The 23407-nt window shown below is 60.5% G+C and carries 19 protein-coding genes; 5 read left to right on the top strand and 14 right to left on the bottom strand.

What is annotated here, in order from left to right:
* The first annotated feature begins 150 nt into the window (after nt 1-150).
* The gene (gene mltF, locus TMS3_RS09755) at nt 151-1611 is read left to right on the top strand and encodes a membrane-bound lytic murein transglycosylase MltF (protein WP_025165087.1); all 1461 of its coding nucleotides are present in this window, start codon (nt 151-153) and stop codon (nt 1609-1611) included.
* A 20-nt stretch (nt 1612-1631) separates the two neighbouring features.
* Here the strand turns inward: mltF and tadA are convergent, their stop codons facing one another.
* The 5 genes from tadA to TMS3_RS09730 all read right to left on the bottom strand — a co-directional run bounded on the left by tadA (nt 1632) and on the right by TMS3_RS09730 (nt 7752).
* Nucleotides 1632-2111, bottom strand: coding sequence for a tRNA adenosine(34) deaminase TadA (gene tadA, locus TMS3_RS09750; protein WP_025165086.1), 480 nt, complete (start codon nt 2109-2111; stop codon nt 1632-1634).
* Between the two features lie 136 nt (nt 2112-2247).
* Entirely contained in the window at nt 2248-3618 is a 1371-nt protein-coding gene (locus TMS3_RS09745; protein WP_025165085.1) for a multicopper oxidase family protein, read from the bottom strand.
* A 179-nt stretch (nt 3619-3797) separates the two neighbouring features.
* The gene (guaA, locus tag TMS3_RS09740) at nt 3798-5375 is read right to left on the bottom strand and encodes a glutamine-hydrolyzing GMP synthase (protein ID WP_025165084.1); all 1578 of its coding nucleotides are present in this window, start codon (nt 5373-5375) and stop codon (nt 3798-3800) included.
* A gap of 226 nt (nt 5376-5601) precedes the next feature.
* Entirely contained in the window at nt 5602-7071 is a 1470-nt protein-coding gene (guaB, locus tag TMS3_RS09735; protein ID WP_025165083.1) for an IMP dehydrogenase, read from the bottom strand.
* A gap of 129 nt (nt 7072-7200) precedes the next feature.
* On the bottom strand, nt 7201-7752 hold the full coding sequence (locus tag TMS3_RS09730) for a hypothetical protein (protein WP_025165082.1): 552 nt from the start codon (nt 7750-7752) through the stop codon (nt 7201-7203).
* Nucleotides 7753-7859: 107 nt separating this feature from the next.
* Between TMS3_RS09730 and xseA the strand changes: the two genes are divergently transcribed.
* The 4 genes from xseA to leuA all read left to right on the top strand — a co-directional run bounded on the left by xseA (nt 7860) and on the right by leuA (nt 13509).
* Nucleotides 7860-9239, top strand: a complete 1380-nt coding sequence (gene xseA, locus TMS3_RS09725; RefSeq protein ID WP_025165081.1) for an exodeoxyribonuclease VII large subunit — start codon at nt 7860-7862, stop codon at nt 9237-9239.
* Nucleotides 9240-9288: 49 nt separating this feature from the next.
* Entirely contained in the window at nt 9289-10125 is an 837-nt protein-coding gene (locus TMS3_RS09720) for a peptidoglycan DD-metalloendopeptidase family protein (protein WP_025165080.1), read from the top strand.
* Nucleotides 10126-10245: 120 nt separating this feature from the next.
* A complete protein-coding gene (locus TMS3_RS09715) occupies nt 10246-11502 on the top strand; it encodes a mechanosensitive ion channel family protein (protein ID WP_025165079.1) in 1257 nt (418 codons plus the stop codon).
* Between the two features lie 336 nt (nt 11503-11838).
* Nucleotides 11839-13509 carry a 2-isopropylmalate synthase gene (gene leuA / locus TMS3_RS09710; RefSeq protein WP_025165078.1) on the top strand — a complete coding sequence of 557 codons (1671 nt, stop codon included), beginning with the start codon at nt 11839-11841 and terminating at the stop codon, nt 13507-13509.
* A gap of 77 nt (nt 13510-13586) precedes the next feature.
* Here the strand turns inward: leuA and TMS3_RS09705 are convergent, their stop codons facing one another.
* The 9 genes from TMS3_RS09705 to pilW all read right to left on the bottom strand — a co-directional run bounded on the left by TMS3_RS09705 (nt 13587) and on the right by pilW (nt 23403).
* The gene (locus TMS3_RS09705; protein ID WP_025165077.1) at nt 13587-14381 is read right to left on the bottom strand and encodes an amidohydrolase; all 795 of its coding nucleotides are present in this window, start codon (nt 14379-14381) and stop codon (nt 13587-13589) included.
* A complete protein-coding gene (locus TMS3_RS09700) occupies nt 14369-15517 on the bottom strand; it encodes a pyridoxal phosphate-dependent aminotransferase (protein ID WP_025165076.1) in 1149 nt (382 codons plus the stop codon). The genes TMS3_RS09705 and TMS3_RS09700 overlap by 13 nt, the downstream gene beginning before the upstream one ends.
* A gap of 274 nt (nt 15518-15791) precedes the next feature.
* Nucleotides 15792-17261 carry a ribosome biogenesis GTPase Der gene (gene der / locus TMS3_RS09695; RefSeq protein WP_025165075.1) on the bottom strand — a complete coding sequence of 490 codons (1470 nt, stop codon included), beginning with the start codon at nt 17259-17261 and terminating at the stop codon, nt 15792-15794.
* 125 nt (nt 17262-17386) lie between these two features.
* The gene (gene bamB / locus TMS3_RS09690; RefSeq protein WP_200929643.1) at nt 17387-18529 is read right to left on the bottom strand and encodes an outer membrane protein assembly factor BamB; all 1143 of its coding nucleotides are present in this window, start codon (nt 18527-18529) and stop codon (nt 17387-17389) included.
* A gap of 1 nt (nt 18530) precedes the next feature.
* Nucleotides 18531-19175 (bottom strand): tetratricopeptide repeat protein, encoded by a 645-nt coding sequence (locus TMS3_RS09685; protein ID WP_025165073.1) that lies wholly within the window; start codon nt 19173-19175, stop codon nt 18531-18533.
* 34 nt (nt 19176-19209) lie between these two features.
* The gene (gene hisS / locus TMS3_RS09680) at nt 19210-20499 is read right to left on the bottom strand and encodes a histidine--tRNA ligase (RefSeq protein ID WP_025165072.1); all 1290 of its coding nucleotides are present in this window, start codon (nt 20497-20499) and stop codon (nt 19210-19212) included.
* Between the two features lie 34 nt (nt 20500-20533).
* Entirely contained in the window at nt 20534-21646 is a 1113-nt protein-coding gene (gene ispG, locus TMS3_RS09675) for a flavodoxin-dependent (E)-4-hydroxy-3-methylbut-2-enyl-diphosphate synthase (RefSeq protein WP_025165071.1), read from the bottom strand.
* Between the two features lie 3 nt (nt 21647-21649).
* Entirely contained in the window at nt 21650-22645 is a 996-nt protein-coding gene (locus TMS3_RS09670; protein WP_025165070.1) for a RodZ domain-containing protein, read from the bottom strand.
* Nucleotides 22642-23403 (bottom strand): type IV pilus biogenesis/stability protein PilW, encoded by a 762-nt coding sequence (pilW, locus tag TMS3_RS09665; protein ID WP_025165069.1) that lies wholly within the window; start codon nt 23401-23403, stop codon nt 22642-22644. Before pilW ends, TMS3_RS09670 begins: the two co-directional genes overlap by 4 nt.
* Between the last annotated feature and the right edge of the window lie 4 nt (nt 23404-23407).

The following is a 23407-nucleotide window of genomic DNA, read 5'->3' as shown; positions in this document are numbered from 1 at the left end:
GGAAGGGGTGTACTTTGAGGCCGTGCATTCTAGCCTAAAGCGCTCGCCACGGCACCCGTGACTGAGCATCCACGCTCGCAAAAACGATTAGCAGAGAAGCCTGCTGCTGTCGAGATATGGCGCGCCGAGAGCTTTGCGTATACTGCGCCAATGTTTGCCCAATCTGCGTTCCGTGCACGCTGCATGCGCTGGCTGTCAGCGATCGGAATCCTCCTGCTGTTCGGTGGCTGTGCTGAAGAACCCAGCACACTCGAACGCATTCAGGCGGAGGGTGTGCTGCGCGTGATCACCCGCAACAGCCCGGCCACCTATTTTCAGGATCGTAACGGCGAAACCGGCTTCGAATACGAGCTGGTCAAACGCTTCGCCAACGACCTGGGCCTTGAGCTGAAAATCGAAACCGCCGACAACCTCGATGAACTCTTTGCCAGTCTGAGCAAGGCCAACGGACCCGCGCTGGCCGCCGCCGGCCTGGTAGAAAGTACTGGGAGACGAACGCAGGCGCGCTTCTCCCTTCCTTATTTAGAAGTCACCCCGCAAGTCATCTACCGCAACGGCGAGCGCCGCCCCACTCGCCCGCAAGACCTGATCGGCAAACGCATCCTGGTACTCAAGGGCAGCAGCCACGCCGAGCAACTGGCAGACCTGAAAGTCGAGCTGCCCGAACTCAATTACGAAGAGTCCGCCGCCGTGGAAGTTGTCGACCTGCTGCGCATGGTCGACGAAGGACAGATCGACCTGACCCTGGTCGACTCCAACGAGTTGGCGATGAACCAGGTGTATTTCCCCAACGTGCGCACTGCCTTCGACCTGGGCGATTCGCTTGGCCTGGGCTGGGCCGTGGCCCCCGGCGAGGACAACAGCCTGCTCGACGAGATCAACGCCTTTCTGCTCCGCGCCGAACAGAACGGCAGCCTGAAACGCTTGAAGCAGCGCTATTACGGCCACGTCGATGTACTGGGCTACGTTGGCGCCTACACCTTCGCCAAACACCTGCAACAACGCCTACCGCGCTACGAAAAACACTTCCGCCAGGCGGCGCAGAGCAACAGCCTGGACTGGCGCCTCCTGGCCGCCATGGGCTATCAGGAATCGCTCTGGCAACCGACCGCCACCTCGAAAACCGGAGTGCGCGGCTTGATGATGCTGACCCTGCGCACCGCCCAGGCCATGGGTGTATCCAACCGTCTCGACCCCAAGCAGAGCATCGACGGAGGCGCCAAATACATAGTGCGGGTGAAGGAACGACTGCCTGACAGCATCGAGGAGCCCGATCGCACCTGGTTTGCACTGGCCGCCTACAACGTCGGCGGTGGCCACCTGGAAGATGCGCGCAAACTCACCGAGGCCGAGGGCCTGAACCCGAATAAATGGCTGGACGTGCAGAAGATCCTGCCACGCCTGGCGGAGAAGCAGTGGTACAGCAAGACGCGCTATGGTTACGCCCGCGGTGGCGAACCGGTGCACTTCGTGCGCAACATCCGCCGCTATTACGACATCCTCACCTGGGTCACTCAGCCGCAACTGGAGGGCAGCCAAGTGGCTGCAAGCGGCACCCATCTGCCCGGGATCAATAAAACCCAGCTACTGGAAGACACACCCCCGCTGTAACACCCCGCCCTACTGCGACCCTAACGACCGCGTCGAGCCTTGAAGAACTCGCTCAACACCGCTCCGCACTCCTGGGCCAGCACGCCTCCCTCGATCAACACCCGATGATTGAGAAAGGCCTGACTGAAAAACTCGCCGCGGCTCAGCACTACACCCGCCTTGGGCTCGGTGGCGCCATACACCACCCGCTGAATCCGTGCGTGCACGATCAAACCCGCACACATGCTGCATGGCTCCAGCGTCACGTACAGGGTGCTGCCGGGCAGACGGTAATTGGCCAGGCTTTGCGCAGCTGCGCGAACCGCCACCATTTCGGCGTGAGCACTGGGATCATGGCTGGAGATCGGACAATTGAAGCCGCGCCCGATGATCTCGCCATCGTGCACCAGCACTGCGCCAACCGGCACCTCACCCAATACAGCGCCCTCGGCAGCCAAGGCCAGCGCCTCACGCATAAAGTGCTGGTCCTGGCTTCTGTCGATAATCTTCGGCTGACGCATTACTCGAACCCCAGAAGCAAGCGTCGCGAGCGAGCCGAGAGCAAGGCGGACGGAACGCAGCGACGAGACATATCAGGTAGATAGGCGAGGAGCGAGTACCGCCCAACACAGCAGTCAGCTTGCGCAGTAGCTTTCCTCATGGGCTGACCTGAATCGCGGCCATCAGACCGGTCTCCATATGATCGATGACATGACAGTGAAACATCCATACCCCCGGATTGTCGGCCACCAGGGCGATACGTGCAGTCTCGTTCTTACCCAGCAGATAGGTGTCGGTGTAATACGGGGTGATCTTGCGCCGATCCGAATCCAGTACCTTGAAGGTCATGCCGTGCAGATGGATGGGGTGCAGGTACTGGGCCATGTTACGTAGCACGAAGATATAGTGCCCGCCCTGTTTGAGGGTCGCAATCGGCCGATCCGCGCAGGTCTTGTCGTTGATATTCCAGGCCTGGCCGTTGATCTGCCAGTAACGGTAACCCGCATTTTCGACGTTCTCGGAGAGTGCCGCGGTCCACTCGAAGTTGAAGCGCAGAGTCTCGGCCTTAGCCAGATCCGGCTCGGCAATAGGGTTGGCTGGCAGCGCGGCAGGCCAGTCCCCAAGCGGTTCATTACTGACCTCGCTGACCAGAGTCGCCAGGCGCAGCGGGCCATTACGCAGGGATAACTCGGTTCCCGCAGCCGGTACCTTGAGCGCCAGATCCAGGCGCATGCCCGGCCCCAACCAGTACTCCTTGCCCAACGGCCTCGGCGCAACCGGATTGCCATCCAGGGCATAGATGCGCGCCTCGGCACCCGGCAGATTAAGCCGGTAAGTGACGGTGCTGTCGACATTGATCAGACGCAGTCGTACCACCTGACCGGCCGGCAGCGACAAGCTCGGCGCATGCTCGCCATTGATGGTGGCAAGCCTACCGCGCGTACCCTCACGCGCAGCCTCTCGCGGTACGCTGAACGCGGTGAACGCGCCCTGCTCATCCACATGCCAACTCTTCAGGCTCAGCGTACGCTCATGGCTAAAGCCGCTCGGCTCACGCTCTTCGATCACCAGCGGGCCGACCAGGCCACGGCCTAGTTGCTCGGAGCTGGTGGTGTGCGGGTGATACCAGAAGCTGCCCGCATCGGGCGTGACGAACTGATAGTCGAAGTACTCGCCCGGCAGCACCGGCAACTGCGAGACATAGGGCACCCCGTCCATTTCCAGTGGCAGACGGATACCGTGCCAGTGAATGGTGGTCTGCTGCTCGAGCTTGTTGATGAAGCGCACGCGCAACACATCGCCCTGTCGGCCACGAATCTCCGCACCTGGCGCCAGCCCACCGTAGCCCCACGCCGGGGTTGTATGACCGGGCACCAGTTCGAGGTCGAGCGGCGCGGCGATCAACTCATAGTCATGGGTTTTCCGGTCGAACGGGCGGCCCAGCCAGTAACGCGCGCCACCGGCACCAAGGCCGACCACGCCGAGTCCGGCCAGGCCGGCAAGCATCTGTCTGCGGGTAAAAGACATATTCATTTCCATAACCCGGATGAAACCCGGGAGAACATCACCCCGGACGTCATCCGGGCCACCAATTGCAACATCTTCTCATTTAAGCGCTGCCACTGGCGACCCCAGGGACGGGACAGATTGCCGCAGCGATTGCCAGAAACGACAAGGGCAGCCTGAGCTGCCCTTGTCGTCTTAGATCACTCCCACTCGATGGTAGCGGGCGGCTTGCTCGACACGTCATAGGTGACGCGCGAGATGCCTTCGATCTCGTTGATGATGCGGTTGCTGACTTTTTCCAGCAACTCGTAAGGCAGGTGCGCCCAACGCGCGGTCATGAAGTCGATGGTTTCCACCGCGCGCAGGGCCACGACCCAGGCGTAACGACGACCATCCCCCACCACGCCAACCGACTTGACCGGCTGGAACACCACGAAGGCCTGGCTGGTCTTGTGATACCAGTCGAAGTTGCGCAGCTCTTCGATGAAGATGTGGTCGGCGCGGCGCAGGATGTCCGCGTACTCCTTCTTCACTTCGCCGAGGATGCGCACCCCCAAGCCCGGACCCGGGAACGGGTGACGGTAGACCATGTCGTAAGGCAGGCCCAACTCCAGACCGATCCTGCGCACTTCGTCCTTGAACAACTCACGCAGGGGCTCGACCAGCTTGAGGTTCATTTCTTCTGGCAGGCCGCCGACGTTGTGGTGGCTCTTGATCACGTGAGCCTTGCCAGTCTTGGCGCCAGCCGACTCGATCACGTCCGGGTAGATGGTGCCCTGGGCGAGGAACCTGATGTCGTGCAGCTTGGACGCTTCGGCATCGAACACATCGATAAAGGTGCGACCGATGATCTTGCGCTTCTTCTCCGGGTCAGCCTCGCCGGCCAGGTTGCCAAGAAACTGCTCTGCGGCATTGGCACGGATCACCTTGACCCCCATGTTCTCGGCGAACATGGCCATCACCTGCTCGCCTTCATGCAGGCGCAGCAAGCCGTTGTCGACGAACACACAGGTCAGCTGATCACCGATGGCTTTGTGCAGCAGCGCCGCAACCACCGAGGAATCGACGCCACCCGACAGGCCGAGCAACACGTTGGCACTGCCGACCTGGGCGCGCACCTGGGCGATGGCATCTTCGACGATATGCGATGGGGTCCACAGGGCCTCACAGCCGCTGATCTCCAGAACGAAACGCGAGAGAATGCGCCCGCCCTGCTTGGTGTGGGTCACTTCCGGATGGAACTGCACACCGTAGTAGCCACGCTGGTCGTCCGACATCGCGGCGACCGGGCAGCTCGGGGTGCTGGCGAGGATATGGAAACCCTCCGGCAGCGCGGTGACCTTGTCGCCGTGGCTCATCCACACGTCCAGGCCGAATACGCCGTCGTCATCGACATGGTCTTCGATGCCTTGCAGCAGGCGGCCCTTGCCGACCACATCGACACGGGCATAACCGAACTCGCGCACATCCGAGCCCTGCACCTTACCGCCAAGCTGTTCGGCCATGGTCTGCATGCCATAGCAGATGCCCAGCACCGGCACCCCGAGATCGAACACCGCATGCGGCGCACGCGGGCTGTCGGCTTCATGCACCGACTCCGGGCCGCCAGCAAGGATGATGCCGCGCGGGGCGAAAGCGCGGATGTCCTCGTCGCTCATGTCGAACGGGTGCAGCTCGCAGTACACGCCGATCTCGCGCACGCGGCGGGCGATCAACTGGGTGTACTGGGATCCGAAATCAAGGATCAGGATGCGATGGGCGTGAATATCAGGGGCCATGGCCGTTTCTCTCAGCGGAATTCACAAATGACAAGGGGCTGCCCCGTTTTTCTCAACAGCAACAGCCCCATGTTTTCTCAACTCTTTAAAAATGGATTTGCCGTGTCGCGAGCGCAGGACCGGCCAGGCGGAGAGAGGCGAGAAAGCGGAGTTTGCTGTAGCAAATGAGCATTTCGAGCTTCTCTCCAACACCGCCGGTGCAAGCGCAGCAACGGCACATCCATTTTTAGCCGACGCGGTAGTTCGGCGCCTCTTTGGTGATCTGCACATCATGCACGTGTGATTCAGCCATGCCGGCACCCGTGATACGGACAAACTCCGGCTTGGTGCGCATCTCTTCGATGGTGGCACTGCCGGTGTAGCCCATGGAGGCACGCAGGCCGCCGGTCAGCTGATGAACGATGCCGGACATCGTGCCTTTATAGGGCACGCGCCCTTCGATGCCTTCCGGCACCAGCTTCTCGGCACCGGCGGAAGAGTCCTGGAAGTAACGATCCGAGGAACCTTGGGCCTGGGACATGGCACCCAGCGAGCCCATGCCGCGGTAGGCCTTGTAGGAGCGTCCCTGGAACAACTCGACTTCACCCGGTGCCTCTTCGGTACCGGCCAGCATCGAGCCGATCATCACGCAGGACGCACCGGCGACAATGGCCTTGGACAGGTCGCCGGAGAAACGGATACCACCGTCGGCAATCAGCGGCACACCAGTGCCTTCCAATGCCGCCGCAACGTTGGCCACCGCAGAAATCTGTGGCACACCGACACCTGCGACGATCCGCGTGGTGCAGATCGAGCCCGGACCGATGCCGACCTTGACCCCGTCGGCACCCGCCTCGACCAACGCCTTGGCCGCATCGCCGGTGGCGATGTTGCCACCGATGACCTGGACCTCGGGGAAGGTTTGCTTGACCCAGCGCACGCGATCGATCACGCCCTTGGAATGGCCATGAGCGGTATCGACGATGATCACATCGACACCGGCAGCCACCAGCGCGGCGACCCGGTCAGCGGTATCAGCACCGGTACCGACGGCGGCACCCACGCGCAAACGACCCTGATCGTCCTTGCTGGCCAGCGGATAAGCCTTGGCTTTCTCGATGTCCTTGACGGTCATCATGCCCTTGAGGGTGAAGGCGTCATCGACGATCAATACCTTTTCGATGCGGTGCTTGTGCAACAACTCGCGCACGATCTCCTTATCGACCCCTTCCTTGACCGTGACCAGACGCTCTTTCGGCGTCATCACTTCACGCACAGTGGCGTCCAGGCGATTCTCGAAACGCACGTCGCGCGAGGTGACAATGCCGACCAGGTCGCCATCGGACAGCACCGGTACGCCGGAAATATTGTTCTGCCGGGTCAGCTCGAACAGATCACCGACAGTGGCGTCGGCGTCGATGGTGATCGGGTCCTTGACCACGCCAGACTCGTAGCGCTTGACCTTGCGCACTTCGGCAGCCTGCTGCTCGGAGGTCATGTTCTTGTGAACGATGCCAATGCCACCTTCCTGTGCCATGGCAATGGCCAGACGGGCTTCGGTGACGGTGTCCATGGCGGCGGACAGCAGCGGGATATTCAGTTCGATACCACGGGTCAGGCGAGTCTTGAGGCTGACATCCTTCGGCAGAACTTCGGAATAACCTGGAATAAGTAGAACGTCGTCGAAGGTAAGAGCTTCTTGACTGATACGCAGCATGGCGGGGGCTCCCGGACGGGAAAATTGGAAGCGCGCCATTATACTCAGGCGTCCCCTCCCACTCAATGCAAAGAATCGGTTATGCCATCCGCTCGTCACGAACAGGACAAACGCCATAGCCGCCGAGCCTCAGCATTCGACCTGTACCAGAGAGACCGGATAGCCCAAGCGCTCGGCGAATTCGTCTAAAAAACTGGGTTTGAACGCCGCCGCGGCCCAGTTATTGAAGATAAACCCCAGATTGGAAAAGCCGCAGGGCTGCAGGAATAGAAAGCCATTGATGTCGTCTTCGTGCCCGCATTCCGGACAAATAAAGTTATCCGTATGGCCGGGCATCCATTCCTCCAGGCTGTCGAACAAGGCCTCGCCGATCTCCTGACGACACTGCGGACAACCCGCTTCCTCCAGAAACCCCTGCTGCGGGGTGAAGATGCAACGCTTGTAGACGATTTCCAGCCCCCGCACGGACTGATCGAACGGCAGTAAATGCGGATGACTCACCACCCGACGGGCACCCGGGGCAATGCCATAGGCCATTTTGTTGAAGCTGCGTCCACAGGTGGTCAGCTGCTGCTCGATGATATTTTGCTGCACCAGCCAACGCACGATGGCCCGCGACCTGGCTTCATGCCCGGGGAAACTGGAGATTTGCGGGACGATGATGGCTTGTTGCTCGCTCATGAAACGCTCGAGGTCGATATTAAAAGGCGCGCAGCTTAATCCGCTGACGCCTTGGGTCAAGGTCAACGGCCTATGGCAGGCTTGGCAAAGCCTTTATCATGCCGACCATGATCAAAGATCCCTTTCAACGCCTGAACCTCGACCGTGAGGTGCTCAGCGTCAGCCAGCTCAACAACCGCGCACGTCTGCTGCTGGAGGATGTGTTTTCCGGCATCTGGGTCGAGGGGGAAATCTCCAACCTGGCCAAGCCGGCCTCCGGGCACATTTATTTCACCCTCAAGGATAGTCAGGCGCAGGTGCGCTGCGCGCTGTTCCGACAGAACGCGGCCCGAGTCCGTCAGGCCCTGCGCGACGGCTTGGCGGTCAAGGTGCGCGGCAAGGTTTCGCTGTTCGAAGGGCGTGGCGATTACCAACTGATTCTCGACACGGTCGAACCGGCCGGCGACGGCGCCCTGCGCCTGGCCTTCGAGGCCCTGAAGGAGAAGCTCAGTGGCGAAGGATTGTTCGCCGCCGAAAACAAGCTCGCCCTGCCCAAGCATCCCAAGCGCATCGGCATTGTCAGCTCACCGACCGGCGCGGTTATTCGCGACATCATCAGCGTGTTCCGCCGTCGCGCACCGCAGGTCGAACTGACCCTGATTCCCACCGCAGTCCAGGGCCGCGAAGCCACCGGACAGATTGTCCGCGCCCTGCACTTGGCCGACCGCAAGGGTTTCGATGCACTGATACTGGCCCGCGGCGGCGGCTCCCTGGAAGACCTCTGGTGCTTCAACGAAGAGGCCGTGGCGCGCGCGATTGCCGCCTGTAGCACGCCTATCGTCAGCGCCGTGGGCCACGAAACCGACGTCTCGATCAGCGATTTCGTCGCCGACGTCCGCGCACCGACGCCGTCTGCCGCCGCCGAGCTGCTGGCACCGGACAGCAGCGAACTGGTACAGCGCCTGCACAACCTGCAACGCCGTCTGCATCTGCGCATGCAAAACCGCCTGGAGCGCGAGCGCATGCGCCTGGACGGCCTGAGCCGGCGCCTGCGTCACCCCGGCGAACGCCTGCGCCAGCAGGCGCAACAACTGGATGATCTGGAGATGCGCATGCAGCGTGCCTTCGAGCGTCAGCTGAACAACCGCCGCGAGCGCCTCGCTCGCCTGGAAACACGCCTCGCCGGCCAGCATCCCGGGCGCACGCTGAAACTGCTGCGCCAACGCCTCGACAGCCTCGCCGAGCGCCTGCCGCGCGCCATCCGTGAAGGCCTGAAACAGCGCCGACTGCAACTACAAAGCCAGGTGCAAACGCTGAACGCGGTCAGCCCCCTGGCAACCCTCGGCCGCGGCTACAGCATTCTCCTCGACGAGCGGCATCGCGCGATCCGCAGCGCCGCCGACACCCATCCAGGCCAACGCCTCAAGGCCCGCCTGGCCGATGGCGAACTGGATGTACGGGTCGAGGACAATCACCTGGAACCCGTGACACTTTCGCTGCTGGATTAACCAACTGTGGATGGGGGAGACCTAGTTCCTCCACCCGACTCAGGGAAACATGATGCGCCTGCTGCTCTTGATACTCGTTTTCTGCCTCGCCTTGCCGACCCACGCCGAAGGTTTTATCAGCCGCCTGCTGAACCAGCCGGTACCCGGCGGCGTCGCGGTGATCGACCTCGGCCCTGCTGTCAGCGCGCCGCGCGCCCACTATCAAGACAAGCCCGTACTGGTGATCCACGAAGACGCCAAGCGCTGGATTGCCATCGTCGGCCTGCCGCTCAGCACAAAGCCCGGCACCCAGCAGATAACGCTACAGAACCACAATGGCAGGCAGACGCTGGGCTTCGAGGTGGGCAGCAAACACTACCAAGAGCAACGCATCAGCATTAAGAACAAGCAACAGGTCAACCCGAACCAAGCCAACCTCAAGCGTATCAACCGCGAGTTGGCCGAACAGACCCGGGCCTACCGGCAATTCAGCCCGCGCCAGCCGAGCAACCTGCTGTTCGACAAGCCGGTCAATGGTCCACTGTCCAGCCCCTTCGGTCTGCGCCGCTTCTTCAACGGTGAAGAACGCAACCCGCACTCCGGCCTGGATTTCGCGGCGAGCCGCGGCACACCGATCAAGGCGCCGGCCGCCGGCAAGGTGATTCTGCTCGGCGATTACTTCTTCAACGGCAAGACGGTATTCGTCGACCACGGCCAGGGTTTGATCAGCATGTTCTGTCACCTCTCGGAAATCGGCGTGAAGCTCGGCGACGAACTGCCGCGTGGCGGCGTACTCGGCAAGGTTGGCGCCACCGGCCGCGCCACCGGGCCGCACCTGCACTGGAATGTCAGCCTCAACGACGCACGCATCGACCCGGCGATCTTTATCGGCGCGTTCAAGCCCTGAGTCATGCACGCTTACAGTCTCGGTTTGGGCAGGCGCATTCAGTTTGCTAAGGTGCGCTCGCCTTAACAGACCGGATACCACACTTCCTCCACTGACTCAAAATCCGACACGGAGCTGTATATGCCTCAAGCGCTTGCCACCTGGCTTGACTGGCTGCAACAACATCCCGAACTGCTCACCCTGTCTGCGACTGCCCTGTTGGTGCTGGTCGCCATACTGTGCAACTGGATCGTCAAACGCATCCTCGTGCGCGGTCTCTACCGCGTGCTAAACGCCACCCAGTTCGGCCAGGAAGCACAGATTCAGCACAACGGCATCATCAAGCGACTGGCTAACATAGTCCCGGCCCTGGTGCTGTCGAGCGGTGTGACACTGATCCCGGACTTGCCGGACAGCGCGGTCAGCGTGGTACGCAACGTCTGCGGCGCCTTTATTGTGCTGACCATCGCCCTGGCCCTGAGCGCCCTGCTCGACATAATCAACACCCTCTACCAGCGCAGACCCGAGGCTCACCTTCGGCCTATCAAGGGCTATATGCAGGTGCTGAAGATTCTGACCTTTGTCATCGCGACAATTTTGATGGTCGCCACCCTGATCGACCGTTCGCCGCTGATCCTGCTGTCCGGCCTGGGCGCCATGGCCGCCGTGCTGATGCTGATCTTCCAGGACACTCTGCTGTCCCTGGTGGCCAGCGTGCAGATTTCCTCCAGCGATATCATTCGCGTCGGCGACTGGGTCGAGATGCCGCAACTGAATGCCGACGGCGACGTGATCGACATCGCCCTGCACACCGTGAAGGTGCAGAACTGGGACAAGACCATCACGACCATTCCAACCCGCCGCTTTATCACCGACCCCTTCAAGAACTGGCGCGGCATGCAGGAGTGTGGTGGCCGAAGGATCAAGCGCTGCCTGTACCTGGATCAGACCAGCATCGGCTTTCTCGACCAGGAGGCTATCGCCCGCCTGCAAGGGTTCAAGCTGCTCAAGCAGTACCTGAAGAGCAAGCACAGTGAGCTACTCAGCTGGAACAGCGAACTGGCCGACGACAGCCAGGAGCCCGCCAACACCCGGCGCATCACCAATATCGGCACCTTCCGCGCCTACGTGGAGCACTACCTGCGCCAGCACCCCGCCATTCACCAGGAGATGACCCAGTTGGTACGCCAGCTCAGCCCCACCGCAGATGGCTTGCCGCTGGAGCTGTACTGCTTCACCAACACCACGTCCTGGGGACGTTACGAGAGCATTCAGTCGGACATATTCGACCACATGCTGGCGATCCTCCCCGAGTTCAACTTGCGGGTGTTCCAGCATCCCAGCGGGGCGGACATGCGCGAACTGGGACGTAGTCAGGCGCTGCCAACCCTACCCTGACGGCGCCCGCCAGCCCTGCCCGCCCGACTCGGGCGAGCAGGAAAATGAGCTGCACAATCGCTACGCAGTGCGCCCGCCATCCACGCAATAAAATTGCGCAAAACTCACCCTAGCGATCGTTATCACCAATTTTTTATGAGGGCTTGCCAGATTTGAGCGCCATAGATAGGGTTGACGCCATGAACGCTAATCACACCCTTATTCTGTTGTGCCAACACGCCAACCTCTGCCTGGTCAGCCAGCAACTGCGTAGCTAACCCCTCACGCCAGTGCCTCGCCCTCTTTCTAGATTCTGCACGGCCCGCCGACTGCGACCGTCGCTAAAAGGACATTCAGATGAGCATGCTCAAAGATCCATCCAGCAAATACCGCGCATTCCCGGCTATTGACTTGCCGGATCGCACCTGGCCCTCGAAGACCATCACCGAGGTGCCGATCTGGTGCAGCTCTGACCTGCGCGACGGCAATCAATCGCTGATCGAACCAATGGATGCCGAGAAGAAGATGCGCTTCTTCAAGACCCTGGTGCAGGTCGGCATCAAGCAGATCGAAGTGGGCTTCCCCTCCGCCTCGCAGACCGATTTCGATTTCGTGCGCCGCCTGATCGAAGAAGGCCACATCCCTGAAGACACCACCATTCAGGTGCTGACCCAGGCCCGTGAAGACCTGATCACCCGCACCTTCGAGTCACTCAAGGGCGCCAAGCGAGCCATCGTCCACGTCTATAACGCTACGGCACCGTCGTTCCGGCGCATCGTCTTCAACCAGGACAAAGCCGGGGTAATCGGCATCGCCGTGAATGCCGCGCGCATCATCAAAGACCTGGCTGCGCAGCAACCCAGCACCGAATGGACCTTTCAATACTCGCCGGAGATCTTCACCTCCACCGAACTGGAGTTTGCCGTTGAGGTCTGCGATGCGGTGCTCGACGTATGGCAACCGACGCCGGCCAACAAGGCCATCCTCAACCTGCCGGCAACCGTGGAAGTGGCCACGCCAAATGTCTATGCCGACCAGATCGAGTGGTTCGGCCGCCATATCAGCCGCCGCGACAGCGTATTGATCAGCCTGCACACCCACAACGACCGCGGCACGGGCGTAGCCGCCAGCGAACTGGGCCTGATGGCCGGCGCCGATCGTGTCGAGGGCTGCCTGTTCGGCAATGGCGAGCGAACCGGCAACGTCGACCTGGTCAACCTGGCTCTCAACCTCTACACCCAGGGCATTCACCCGGGCCTGGATTTCTCCGATATCGACAACGTGCGCAAGGTGGTCGAGGAGTGCAACCAGATCCCGGTGCATCCGCGTCACCCCTATGTCGGCGACCTGGTGCACACCGCGTTCTCCGGCTCGCACCAGGACGCGATTCGCAAGGGCTTCAGCCAGCAGGACGCCAACGGTATCTGGGAAGTCCCCTACCTGCCGATCGACCCGGCCGATATCGGCCGCAGCTACGAGGCAGTGATTCGCGTCAACAGCCAGTCAGGCAAGGGCGGCATCACCTACCTGCTCGAACAGGAGTACGGCATCTGCCTGCCACGACGCATGCAGATCGAGTTCAGTCAGGTAGTACAGAAGGAAACCGATCGCCTGGGTCTGGAAATGAGCGCCGAGCAGATCCACAGCTTGCTCGACAGCGAATACCTGCAAGCCACTGCGCCTTATGCGCTGAAGGGCCATCGCCTGCAGGAAGAGAACAGCACCAGCGCGGTAGACGTGGAAGTCATCAGCAAAGGTGACACTCAACACTGGCGCGGTATCGGCAAGGGGCCACTGGAAGCCCTGGTCGCCGGCTTGCCGGTAGACGTGGAAATCATGGACTACGCCGAACACGCCATCGGCGCCGGCACCAATGCCAAGGCGGCGGCGTACATCGAACTGCGCGTCGACGGCGGCCGCTCGCTGTATGGAGTCGGCATCGACGAAAACCTCACCACCGCGAGTTTTCGTGCCCTGTTCAGCGCCCTCAACCGTTCGCTGAAACAAGCCGAGGCGCAAGCCGCCTGAGCGGTATAGCCACAGACAACAACGCCGGGCACTGCCCGGCGTTTGTTTGTCCGTAGGGTGAGATGAGCGCAGCCGGGTTAGATGTTCAGCCGAAAGCCGTCCGCATCCAGATAAGCCGGAAAACGCTCGCGGTAAGCAGCCAACGCGGCGCCAGACAGCCTGACCCGGAACACCCCGGCCGCCGCTTCGGCATTCAGCAATGAGTCGCCCTGAAAGTCCAGCACCTGAGAGTCGCCGCTATAGGGGTGGCCCTTACCGTCTGCGCCAACACAGTTCACCGCCGCAACGTAACAGAGGTTTTCGATGGCCCGTGCCGGCAACAGCCGGTTCCAGTGCTGACGCCGTGCGGCAGGCCAGTTGGCCGTATACAGCAGCAAATCGGTGTCATGCGAATCACGGCTCCACACGGGGAAGCGCAGGTCATAGCAGATCAGTGGACGCACCTGCCAGCCCTTGAGCTCCTGTAGCACCTGCTCCTCACCAGCGCTGAAATGCTTGTGCTCGCCGGCCATGCGAAACAGATGGCGCTTGTCGTAGTACGCCAAAGAACCGTCGGGACGTGCCCACAGCAGACGATTGCGGTAGCTGCCGTCGGCGGTCTGGATGATCAGGCTGCCGGTGATCACCGCCTGCAACTGCACTGCCTGCGCCAGCAGCCACTGACTGGTTGGACCACCCTCCGGCTCAGCAAGACCCGCAGAGTCCATGGAGAAGCCGGTAGTGAACATCTCCGGCAGCACCACCAGGTCGACGCCACGCGCCTGCTCGAACAAGGCCTGAAAGTGCGCGCGATTGGCCACAGGATCATGCCAGGCCAGCTCGCTCTGAATCAGCGCCAGTTCGAGATCAGGCAAACCGGTTAAATCGCGCATAGCTTCTCCGCCGCCTGACGCAAAGTCTCTTCACGCTTGGCAAAACAGAAGCGCACCAGACGCAGGTCCTTGGGCGCCTGTTGGTAGAACACCGAGACCGGGATGGTCGCCACGCCATGCTCGCGGGTCAGCCACTCAGACATGGCAACGTCGTCCAGGTCATCGCGAATCGCCGAATAATCGGCCAACTGAAAAAAGGTGCCGGCGGCGCGGGTGAAGCTGAAGCGCGAGTCGGCCAGCAGGTCGCAGAACAGGTCACGCTTGGCCTGGTAGAAGGCCGGCAACTGTTCGACATGTTCGGGGTGCTCGACCATGAAATCGGCCAGCGCCCATTGCAAGGGCGTAACGCCGCAGAAGCTGACGTACTGATGCACCTTACGCAGCTCGGCACTGAGGGCCGCAGGCGCGACCACATAGCCGGTCTTCCAGCCGGTGACGTGATAGGTCTTGCCGAATGAGCTGACGACGAAGGCGCGCTGATACAACTCCTCATGAGACACAACACTGACATGCTGCGCGCCGTCGAACACCAGATGTTCGTAGACCTCATCGCTGACCAGGTAGATGTCCCGATCACGAATCAGCGTAGCCAGGTGGTCCAGTTCGGTACGCGAGATCAGCGCACCGCTGGGGTTATGCGGGCTGTTGAGGATAATCAGGCGGGTTTTCGGGCTCAGGGCATCGCTCAAACGCTGCCAGTCGATGGAAAAATCCGGCTGCCCCAGCGGGACATGCACACAGCGCCCACCGGCCAGCTCTACTGCGGGCTCATAACTGTCGTAACAGGGATCGAAAACGATGACCTCATCGCCGGGTCGAATCAGCGTCTGAATCGCGCAGAAGATCGCCTGCGTCGCGCCCGGGGTGATGGTGATCTCGCTGTCCGCACTGACCGCACGGCCGTAGCAGCGTTGGATCTTCGCCGCCACCTGCTCGCGCAGGGCCGGCAGTCCGGTCATCGGCGAATACTGATTATGTCCGGCTGCGATATGCCGGCCCACCGCGTCGCACAGCGCTTGCGGCCCATCGAAATCCGGAAAGCCCTGAGACAGGTTGAGCGCCCCGGTTTCCATCGCCAACTGCGACATACGGGTGAAAATCGTGGTGCCTACATTGGGTAGTTTGCTGTTGATCATGGGCGCTTCCAGGTTCCGTGACAGTACGGGCTTGCTCGCAGCCAGCCCCGCCTACAACCGCCATAAGTCTGCACCAGGATTGCATCCGGGCAAGGACTGTCGTCGATGCGGCAGGATAGCCGATCGGCCAGATGCGCAAAAGGCACCCGAAGGTGCCTCTGTAGACCGAGCAAGCCCGACTCAGTAATGCCACTGCCGGCGGGCAGACAGTCGGGCGAATCTGCCACTCATCTCTGCCCGCTCGACTCTTCTAGCGGGCAAAAGCGCAGCGGGATCACTTCTTGTCTTTGCGCTTCTTCTCGGCCTTCTTATGGTGGCTCATCAAACGGCGCTTCTTGTTCACCTGGCGGTCAGTGAGGGTGTTCTTGTTGCCCTCGTAGGGATTCTCCCCACCCTTGAACTCGATTCGAATCGGCGTACCGACCAGCTTGAGTACGCGCCGGTAGGTATTTTCCAGGTAGCGAACATAGGCCTTGGGCACCTTGTCCACCTGGTTACCGTGGATCACGATCAACGGCGGGTTGGCGCCACCGAGGTGGGCATAACGCAGTTTGATCCGGCGATTGTTGACCATCGGCGGCGCGTGATCGCCGACCGCATCTTCGAGGATCTGCGTCAGGCGGTTGGTTGGCCAGCGGGTGATCGCCGACTTGAACGAGGCCTGCACCGACTTGTACAGGTGACCGACCCCTGTGCCATGCAGGGCCGAGATGAAGTGGATGTCGGCGAACTCGACGAAGAACAACCGACGCTGCAGTTCGGTCTTCACGTAATCGCGCTCGCCGGGCTCCATGCCATCCCACTTGTTCAAGGCGATGACCAGGGCGCGACCGCTTTCCAGCACGAAGCCGAGCAAGTTGAGGTCGTGATCGACCACCCCTTCACGGGCATCCATGACGAACACCACGACGTTGGAGTCCTGGATCGCCTGCAGGGTTTTCACTACCGAGAACTTTTCCACCGCCTCGAAAATCTTGCCGCGGCGGCGTACCCCAGCAGTGTCGATCAGGGTGTATTTCTCATCGTCGCGTTCGAACGGGATGTAGATGCTGTCACGGGTGGTGCCGGGCTGGTCATAGACGATCACCCGATCTTCACCGAGCATGCGGTTGACCAGAGTCGACTTGCCGACGTTAGGCCGGCCGATGATCGCCAGCTTGATCCCATCCTTTTCACTCGGACCCGGAATCCGCTTGGCCTCCTCGCCCTCGGCGACCTCCTCATCCTCGAGCGACTCCTCCTCACCGGCATCCTTGGGGAAACCACCCAGTACCGCTTCGAGCATCTGGGTAATGCCGCGGCCATGGGCGCCGGCGATGGCCAGTGCCTCCCCCATGCCCAGCGGGCTGAACTCGGCGCGCGCCAGATCGGGGTCGAGGTTATCGACCTTGTTCACCAGTAGAAAGGTGTGCTTGTTGCGCTTGCGCAGGTGCTCGCCAATCATCTGGTCGGCCGCCGACAACCCGGCCCGCGCATCCACCATGAACAGCACTGCATCGGCCTCTTCGATCGCCTGCAGCGACTGTTCGGCCATCTTCTCGTCGATGCCCTCCTCATCCCCGGAGATACCACCGGTATCGATAAGGATGTAGGTCCGTCCTTGCCACTTCGCCTCACCGTATTGACGATCACGGGTTAAGCCCGACAGGTCGCCGACAATCGCGTCGCGGCTCCGGGTCAAGCGGTTAAAGAGGGTGGACTTGCCAACGTTAGGGCGGCCCACCAGGGCAATTACGGGAACCATGAGGCTCTCCACTTCGTTATTTCAAAAAATACAAAAGCCGCTGCACAGGCAGCGGCCGGAAATTATCGCGGCATCACGATGGCTGCAATGCGCTCATTGAGTGCATTGCAGCCTAGTCAAACCTGTTAGCGAATGGTCAGGGCAACCAGCTTGCCGCCATTGCCGAAGGCATACAACCAACCACCCACTACCAAGGGACGCGCACGCAGACCATCACTGTCAACGCGAACACGCCCGACAAAACGGCCATCCACCTGGCTGATCAGGTGCAGGTAACCTTCCAGATCACCGAAGGCCACATAGCTGGAGAACACTTCAGGTGCCGACAACTGCCGGCGGGCCAAGGCGTCATTATTCCAGAGAGCCGATGCGGAACGCTCATCAATGCCTTCGACCGCGCCGCTGGCCAGACTGACATAGACGTTACCGAAGCCCTGTGCCACCCCCACCGAACTGGAGGCTTCGCGCTGCCACAGCACACGACCGCTTTCCAGCTCCAGAGCGGCCACCCGCCCTTGATAGCTGACGACATACAGGGTGCCACCGGAAAGCAGCAGGCCACCGTCGATATCGACAACCCGATCCAACTCGGAACGCCCTTGCGGGATCGCCACGCGCTGTTCCCACACCGGCAAGCCACGCTGTGCGTCAAGGGCGATGACCTTGCCGCTGGACAGACCGGCAATCGCCAGACGGTTGGTCAGCACCGGACTGCCGGTGCCACGCAGAGTCAGTACTGCTGGGGTGCTTTCGTAAATCCAGCGCTGGCTACCAGTATCGGCATCGAGTGCAATCAGGCGGTCGTCCTGGGTCTGCACCAACACCACGTCACCGTTAATCGCCGGCGCAGCCAACACTTCACTGGTGACTCGTGCTCGCCACTTCTCCTCGCCATTGCTGGTATCCAGGGCAATCACTTCGCCCTTGAGGGTACCGAGCAACACCAGACCATAACCGGCACCCACGGCCCCGGACACTGGCACCTCAAGGTCCTGCTTCCAGATTACCTTACCGGTCATACGATCGAGCGCCATGACCAGCCCCTCGACGTCAGCGGCATAGATACTCTCGCCATCGACAGCCGGTACCAGCATGTTGAAGGTTTCGCCCTGGCCTTCGCCTACCGAACGACTCCACTCTTTCTGCAGCTGCACTTCTTCTGTGAAGTCAGGCAGGTCAGCTGGCGGTAATTCCTTTTTACTGTTGCTGCTGCAACCCACAACCAAAACGGCCAGAGCCAGCAGTGCGGCATTTTTCCAGCGCATCACGTCACGCATCCCCTTTCGCCAGGTCGTCTAGCTTCATTTGCAAACTGCCCACAGCGGCGTCGTCAGACAGTGCTGCCTTGGCTTTTACATAGGCGGCATGTGCCTCATCGCTGCGCCCCAGCTTTACCAACAAGTCGCCCTTGAGCTCTTCGCGGCCAGCCAGATACGCCTGATCGACATCACCATTGAGTAGCTTGAGCGCCGCTTCGGCTTTGTCTTGCGCGGCCAGTACACGGGCCAATCGCTGGCGAGCCAGCTCAGCCAAGGTATCATCCGCCGGCTCATCGACAATCGCTTGCAGCTCAGCGGCGGCATCGTCCAACTGGTCAGCCTCGACCGCCACTTTGGCGGCAAACAGGCCGGCGTACTGGGCGTAATGCGTGCCCGCGAAATCGCTCTTGAGCTTGCCCGTCAACTCGGCAACCTTAGCCACATCGGGCTGACCACTCGGGTTCAGTGCGGTTTCCAGCAACTGCTGGTAGAGCATCGAAGCACTCTGCGCCTGGTTGGCCTGGTATTTTTGCCAGCCCTGCCAGCCAAACACTATCACCAGCGCCAACACACTACCGGTGAGCAGCGGCTTGCCATTGCGCGACCACCACTCCTTGACTACCGCCAGCTCTTCATCATCGGTACGCGAAACCACCCCAATACTCCTATTCGCTAAATCGGCGTTTGCCTTAAGGCTGTTCTAAACAGGTTGCCAGATGCTCGGCTAAAGCATCCCAAGCGATACTCTGTTGTTCGCCCTGGTCCCGCAGCGGCTTGCAACCTACCACTTGCTGGGCCAGTTCGTCTTCACCCAAGATCAGGGCATACAGCGCGCCACTCTTGTCGGCCTTCTTAAATTGGCTCTTGAAACTCCCCGCACCGGCATTCACCTGCAGACGCACACCAGGCAACTGGTCACGCAGACGCTCGGCCAGACTCAATGCGGCCAACTCCGCCGGTTCACCAAACGCACACACATACAGATCGATCTGGCGGGCGATTTCCGCCGGCACTTTACCCAGGGTTTCGACCATCAGCACCAAACGCTCGATACCCATGGCAAAACCCACACCCGGTGTCGGTTTGCCGCCCATCTGCTCGACCAGGCCATCGTAACGGCCACCGGCGCATACAGTGCCCTGTGCACCGAGCTGGTCGGTGACCCACTCGAACACGGTCTTGCTGTAATAATCCAGACCGCGGACCAGCTTCGGGTTGATCACATAAGGAATACCCGCCACATCCAATCGCGCCTTCAGCCCTTCGAAGTGCACGCGTGATTCGTCATCCAGGTAATCCGCCAGTTTCGGCGCATCGATCAGCAGAGCCTGAGTCTCAGGCGACTTGCTATCAAGAATCCGCAGCGGGTTGCTACTCAGACGACGGCGGCTGTCCTCATCGAGCTGATCGGCACGTGCAGCAAGATACTCGACCAGCGCCTCACGATATGTCGCGCGCGCCTCACTGGTGCCCAGGCTGTTGAGCTCCAGAGTCACCGCATCACGAATCCCGAGCAAACCCCAGAGACGCCAGGTCAGCACGATAAGCTCGGCGTCGATGTCCGGGCCATCGAGATTGAACACCTCGACACCAATCTGATGGAACTGACGGTAGCGACCTTTCTGCGGTCGCTCATGGCGGAACATAGGACCTATGTACCACAGCTTCTGGGTTTGCCCAGCACCCGCCAGGCCATGCTCGAGCACCGCGCGTACGCAGGCAGCAGTGCCCTCTGGACGCAGGGTCAGCGAATCGCCATTACGGTCGGCAAAGGTGTACATCTCTTTTTCGACGATGTCGGTGACTTCACCGATAGAGCGCTTGAACAACTCGGTGAATTCGACGATCGGCATGCGGATCTGTCGATAGCCATAGCCATCCAGCAGACTCGCGACGCTGCCTTCAAGGTAACGCCAAAGCGGGGTTTGTTCAGGCAGGATGTCATTCATGCCACGAATGGCTTGCAGGGACTTGCTCAATTCAATTCCTTAGACGCTCTTGGTTCCGAGAGGCTTAGCCACGTGCGATCACTGCAGCATCGGCGGCAACCTTCTCGGCCGCTTTCTGCCGAATGAGCCTTTCCAGCTCATCCACCAGGTTATCGTTATTCAGTTTTTGCGCTGGTTTACCGTCGATGTAGATCAGATTGCTCGGCGAACCGCCAGTCAGGCCGACATGCGCCTCCTTGGCTTCGCCTGGGCCATTGACCACACAGCCGATGACTGCGACATCAAGCGGCACCAACAGATCTTCCAGCCGCCCTTCTAGGTCGTTCATGGTTTTCACCACGTCGAAATTCTGCCGCGAACAGCTCGGGCAGGCGATGAAATTAATGCCCCGAGAGCGCAGACGCAGTGACTTAAGGATGTCGTACCCGACCTTGATCTCTTCTACTGGATCGGCCGCCAACGAAATACGAATGGTATCGCCAATCCCCTCGGCCAGCAGCATGCCCAGGCCGACCGCCGACTTCACCGTACCGGAACGCAGACCACCGGCTTCGGTGATGCCCAGATGCAGAGGTTGTTCGATTTGTTTGGCCAACAGACGATAAGCCGCGACCGCCATGAATACGTCCGAAGCTTTGACGCTGACCTTGAAGTCGGGAAAGTTCAGGCGATCCAGGTGCTCAACATGACGCAAGGCAGACTCGACCAAGGCCTCCGGGGTCGGCTCGCCGTATTTCTTCTGCAGGTCTTTTTCCAAAGAACCGGCATTGACGCCGATGCGAATCGGAATCCCCTTGCCACGCGCAGCCTCAACCACAGCCCGAACCCGATCTTCGCGACCAATATTGCCAGGATTGATGCGCAGGCAATCAACGCCCAGTTCGGCCACACGCAGCGCAATCTGATAATCGAAATGAATGTCGGCGACCAGCGGCAAGTTGACCAGTTTCTTGATTTTGCCGAACGCCTCGGCGGCGTCCATGTCCGGCACCGAGACCCGCACGATATCGGCACCAGCCTCTTCCAGACGGCGGATCTGCGCCACGGTCGCGACCACGTCGTTGGTGTCAGTGTTGGTCATGCTCTGCACCGAAATAGGCGCATCGCCACCTACAGGTACCTGGCCAACCCAGATTTTGCGCGATTGGCGACGCTTGATCGGTGATTCGCAATGCATGACTTACAACCCCAGTTTCAGGCGTGCAGTTTCGCCCGTAATGAAGGGCGAAACATCGACGGTTTGGCCGTTGTAGCTGACTTGAGCACCCCGAGCGAAGCCCAGTCGCAGCTCCAGGGGAGCCTGGCCTACCATGCTCAAACTTTCGCCGCCACGCTTCAGTGCACTGAACAGAATTTTACCCTTGGCATCGGTCAGCTGGACCCAGCAGTCTGCACTGAAAGTTAAATTGACCTGCCCTTCACCGGCGCCCAGCACTGGCTCGTCAACACTCTCGGGCACAGGACTGGTCACAGGCGCGCTCTCGACAGCAGTGGCCACTTCACCGGGCCCCGTCGGACTCAGTGCAGGACCGGCTTGCGGCTCCGCCGGGACCTCGGTTTGCACCTGCTCCTGCGCAGCCGTCGTCTCAGGCAGTGCACCCAGTTCGTCGACAACACTCGGCGGGCTCAATTCGATGCCGCCCTGAGCGGCCAAGACAGCCTGATCTTCGGGTTCATCCAGCGAATGAATTTGGGTGGTGCCATCCGCACCTTCCACTTCGACATGTTCAATGCTGGTCGCAGTCGACTCATCAGCCTGTCGTTCAGCCTGCTCCTGCCACCAATACAGGCCAGCGCCGATCACCCCCATCAGCAAGATAAAGCTGAAGAAACGCAAGATACGTTGCGAGTAACTCACCGGCTGCTCGATGCGCCCCAGGCTGTGCACGCTACTGCCTGCAGCATCGGTGCCGGTAAACTGATCGAATTCCAGAACCAGACGACTTTGATCCAGCTCAAGCAACTTGGCGTAAGCGCGGATATAACCGCGGGCAAAGGTGCTACCTGGCAATTTATCGAAATCGCCGTCCTCAATCTGACTCAGACGCTGAGGCGTCAGATTCAACCGCTCAGCCGCTTCAGCGACCGTCCAGCCCTTGCTCTCGCGGACCGTGCGCAGGGACTCACCGGGATTGACACGCTGAGCTGCTACAACTTCAGGATGAGCCGCTTTCATCTTTGCTCCGACAAGTACTGCTGATACTCCGGCGTACCGGGATAAAGGCGCTTCAACTGCAGACCCAGGCTGGCGGCTTTATCGCGATCCTCAAAAATTGTTGCCAGACGCGTGCCCAACAGCAGGCTGCGTGCGTCCTGCTCAACCAACGCACTATAGCTTTCGTAATAACCGCGAGCCGGTACGTAGGCCTTGTCCTCATAGGACATCATCGCCATTTCCATAAGGGCCTTGGGCTGACGACTGTTGAGCCGCAACGAACGTTGAAAGTACGCTTTTGCCTGCTCACGCCGCTTTAGCTCCAGGGCAGTCAAGCCAAGGTTCTCGAACACCCGCGAACGCTCGGGATAAAGCGTGTCCTGAGCTGCTTGCTGATAGCGCTCTAGGGCTTCCTCGTAGCGTTTTTGCTCGTATAAGAAACTGCCGTAATTATTCAGCAAGCGGGCATCGCCACTGCGCTGCGACAACGCTCTGCGGTAGTGCTCATCGGCCAACTTGGGCTCCATTTCGACCTGGAACACCAAGGCCAGTGCCGCATGTGCATCGGCACTGGACGGGTCGAGGTCTAGGGCTTTCTTCAGCGGAACCTTGGCTCGACCGCTGGCACCTTGCTGCAAATAGCCAATTCCCAACTGGATATAGGCATCACGGGCCTCATCGCGCCCCTTGTCGGTTCTCATTGGATCGACATCGCCGGTCGAAACACAACCGACCAGCAGGCTGGCGACTAACAAGAACAGCGCAGGGCGCAATAACATAAAT

It is taken from the genome of Pseudomonas taeanensis MS-3, assembly GCF_000498575.2.
GTDB lineage: Bacteria > Pseudomonadota > Gammaproteobacteria > Pseudomonadales > Pseudomonadaceae > Aquipseudomonas > Aquipseudomonas taeanensis.
This window is presented reverse-complemented; position numbering and strand designations above follow the sequence as displayed.

Bases quoted from the DNA above. Each gene is read 5' to 3' on its own strand.
- mltF (WP_025165087.1), top strand. From the start codon at position 151: ATGTTTGCCCAATCTGCGTTCCGTGCACGCTGCATGCGCTGGCTGTCA.
- tadA (WP_025165086.1), bottom strand. From the start codon at position 2,111: ATGCGTCAGCCGAAGATTATCGACAGAAGCCAGGACCAGCACTTTATG.
- TMS3_RS09745 (WP_025165085.1), bottom strand. From the start codon at position 3,618: ATGTCTTTTACCCGCAGACAGATGCTTGCCGGCCTGGCCGGACTCGGC.
- guaA (WP_025165084.1), bottom strand. From the start codon at position 5,375: ATGGCCCCTGATATTCACGCCCATCGCATCCTGATCCTTGATTTCGGA.
- guaB (WP_025165083.1), bottom strand. From the start codon at position 7,071: ATGCTGCGTATCAGTCAAGAAGCTCTTACCTTCGACGACGTTCTACTT.
- TMS3_RS09730 (WP_025165082.1), bottom strand. From the start codon at position 7,752: ATGAGCGAGCAACAAGCCATCATCGTCCCGCAAATCTCCAGTTTCCCC.
- xseA (WP_025165081.1), top strand. From the start codon at position 7,860: ATGATCAAAGATCCCTTTCAACGCCTGAACCTCGACCGTGAGGTGCTC.
- TMS3_RS09720 (WP_025165080.1), top strand. From the start codon at position 9,289: ATGATGCGCCTGCTGCTCTTGATACTCGTTTTCTGCCTCGCCTTGCCG.
- TMS3_RS09715 (WP_025165079.1), top strand. From the start codon at position 10,246: ATGCCTCAAGCGCTTGCCACCTGGCTTGACTGGCTGCAACAACATCCC.
- leuA (WP_025165078.1), top strand. From the start codon at position 11,839: ATGAGCATGCTCAAAGATCCATCCAGCAAATACCGCGCATTCCCGGCT.
- TMS3_RS09705 (WP_025165077.1), bottom strand. From the start codon at position 14,381: ATGCGCGATTTAACCGGTTTGCCTGATCTCGAACTGGCGCTGATTCAG.
- TMS3_RS09700 (WP_025165076.1), bottom strand. From the start codon at position 15,517: ATGATCAACAGCAAACTACCCAATGTAGGCACCACGATTTTCACCCGT.
- der (WP_025165075.1), bottom strand. From the start codon at position 17,261: ATGGTTCCCGTAATTGCCCTGGTGGGCCGCCCTAACGTTGGCAAGTCC.
- ispG (WP_025165071.1), bottom strand. From the start codon at position 21,646: ATGCATTGCGAATCACCGATCAAGCGTCGCCAATCGCGCAAAATCTGG.
- TMS3_RS09670 (WP_025165070.1), bottom strand. From the start codon at position 22,645: ATGAAAGCGGCTCATCCTGAAGTTGTAGCAGCTCAGCGTGTCAATCCC.
- pilW (WP_025165069.1), bottom strand. From the start codon at position 23,403: ATGTTATTGCGCCCTGCGCTGTTCTTGTTAGTCGCCAGCCTGCTGGTC.